The following is a 2,565-nucleotide window of genomic DNA, read 5'->3' as shown; positions in this document are numbered from 1 at the left end:
CTCCTTTCCAGATAGATGGTAATTTTGGATGCACGGCAGGTATTACTGAAATGTTATTACAGGCCCACGATGGCTCTATCCAACTGCTTCCGGCGATGCCTGATGAATGGAAGGACGGAAGTATTAGTGGGTTAAGAGCTCCAGGAGGTTTTGAAATTGAGAACATCACCTGGAAAAATGGAAAATTGAGCAAGGTTACCATTAAATCAAAACTTGGTGGTAATTGTCGCTTACGTGTTCCTAATGTGCTAAAAGGAAACTCTCTTAAACCCGCAAAAGGAGATAACCCAAATCAGTTTTATCAGATTGATAAAATAGCTACACCAGTTATATCTGCTAAGGCCAACCTGAATAAGCCATCCATTAACGAAACCATTCTTTATGATTTCGATACCACTGCTGGTAAAACATATACTTTCATTAGTGAGTAATTTAAAAGATGAAAATGTTATTTAGTCTATTACTTGCACTTTGCTTTTATACTAACTCTAATGCGGTTACTAAAGTAGCCTGCATTGGAGCAAGTATAACTTATGGGGCAATGGTGGAAAACAGGGAGCAAAACTCCTTTCCGGCTCAGCTTCAAAGATATCTGGGAAGCAGTTATGCCGTAGAAAACTATGGTGTAAGTGGTTGTACGCTTCTGCGAAACGGGGATTCACCATATTACAAAACCAATGAGTATCAGAAAGCTTTAAAGCGTAATCCTGATATTGTGGTTATTGATCTTGGTGGAAATGATAGCAAATTGATTAACAGATCCAGATTAAATGAATATGAGCAGGATTACCATGCTATGATTAAATCTTTTAAAGATTTGTCTTCCCATCCACGTATTATATTGCTGTTACCTGTAGTGTCTTTTGTAGCGGATACAGCAGGAATATGGGATCCTGTGATTGTAAAACAGATTATCCCAAAAATAATGAATGTGGCCAATGAGAATAAAGTGGAGGTTTTAGATATGCATGTTTTGTTGATAGATAAGCCTGAACTTATGCCAGATAAAATACATCCTAATGCAGAAGGATCCAGAATTATGGCGAAACGTATATTTAGAAAGATCAAGTTTAATAAATAACACTTAATGAAAAATATACTATTTTTAAAAAAACAAATTAATTGTATATTTCCAAACACTTAATCTATCCCTTAAGATGATTTTGCTAACCAAATAACCATTATATTATGAACGAAAACATTAACAAGAGTGCCTTATTCAACGGGAGTTGCTTTGCCGTGATTACCACAGCTTTTACCTTCTCTATTCGGGCGGGTATTTTACCCCAGCTCGGAGCGCAATTTAACCTGACTGCAGAACAGCTTGGATTTATCAACAGTATGTTCTTTTTAGGATTTCCGATCTCTATGATCATTGGTGGGTTGGTTTATCACACTTTTGGGCCTAAAAACATTATGAAAGCTGCATTTGTCGCCCATACTATTGGTATCTTATTGACCATATATGCCGGAGGATATGTAGGGTTACTTGTTTCTACACTTTTTATAGGATTTGGTAACGGATGTACAGAAGCGGCTTGTAATCCTTTGATTGCAGACGCATATGCAGGTCCGAAAATGAATAAAATGCTAAGCAGGTTCCATATGTGGTTCCCTGGAGGAATTCTTATCGGAGCGCTGATCTCTAAATTTATGACAGATAATGGAATGGGCTGGCAAGCTCAGATGTGGGTTACCATGATTCCAACTGTTATCTATGCTGCTTTGTTCTACGGAAAGAAATTTGTAGAGCCTAGAGAGGACGGAAGTACTTCAATTGCTGAGAATCTTAAGGCAATGCTCAACCCTGTTTTTATCTTCTTGTTTATCTGTATGGCCCTTACTGCAATTACCGAGTTTGGTCCTAACCAGTGGGTGAGTGTGATTATGAGTAACAGTGGTGCCAGCCCAATGCTGATCCTTGCCCTTACCAGCGGATTGATGGCAGTAGGTCGATTCTTTGCCGGCCCTGTAGTTCATTCAYTAGGCCAAACAGGTGTTTTATTAATGTCGGCTATCCTGGCAGCCATTGGTATTTACATGTTCAGCGTGGTTACAGGACCACTTGCATATGTTGCCACGGTAATATTTGCCTTAGGGGTATGTTATTTCTGGCCGGTTATGATTGGAGCAGTTGCCCAGCGTGTTCCGCTAAGCGGTGCTTTGGGGATGTCGATTGTTGGAGGTGTTGGGATGTTCTCAACGGCTATATTTCAACCCTTTATAGGAAGTTGGATTGATTCAGCAAGAGCAGAAAATGTAGCATTAGGTTTAAAAGGAGGAGCACTGGAACTTGCTGCAGGGCAGGATACCTTAGTGAAAATGATAGCTTTCCCTGGAATACTGGTGGTGTTGTTCATTATATTTTTCTTCTGGCAAAAAAATGTAAAAACTGCATCAGCTACTGCACATTAAGTAATATTAAGACTATAGAAAAAGAGGCCGATCATTAAGAGGGTACTAAAATTCTCTCGTTTATGATCAGCTTATAAAGCGATCAAGTAAAACATGATTTTTGTTTTTGACGATATAAAAAAATAATAAATTTTGGTGCCGGAGTAATAC

General features: G+C 38.7%; 3 protein-coding genes. All 3 read left to right on the top strand.

Annotated elements, in window-relative coordinates:
* On the top strand, positions 1-431 hold a 431-nt coding region (locus AC1DG9_RS25980), incomplete at its 5' end, for a glycoside hydrolase family 95-like protein (protein WP_477635559.1).
* Positions 432-445: 14 nt separating this feature from the next.
* The gene (locus tag AC1DG9_RS25975) at positions 446-1,081 is read left to right on the top strand and encodes a GDSL-type esterase/lipase family protein (RefSeq protein ID WP_337718173.1); all 636 of its coding nucleotides are present in this window, start codon (positions 446-448) and stop codon (positions 1,079-1,081) included.
* A 107-nt stretch (positions 1,082-1,188) separates the two neighbouring features.
* Positions 1,189-2,415, top strand: a complete 1,227-nt coding sequence (locus AC1DG9_RS25970; RefSeq protein WP_477635558.1) for an MFS transporter — start codon at positions 1,189-1,191, stop codon at positions 2,413-2,415.
* Positions 2,416-2,565 lie beyond the last annotated feature (150 nt).

Source organism: Pedobacter sp. 05L430 (assembly GCF_056397585.1).
The sequence above is the reverse complement of the archived record's forward strand: the minus strand, read 5'-3'. Positions and strand labels throughout refer to the sequence as shown.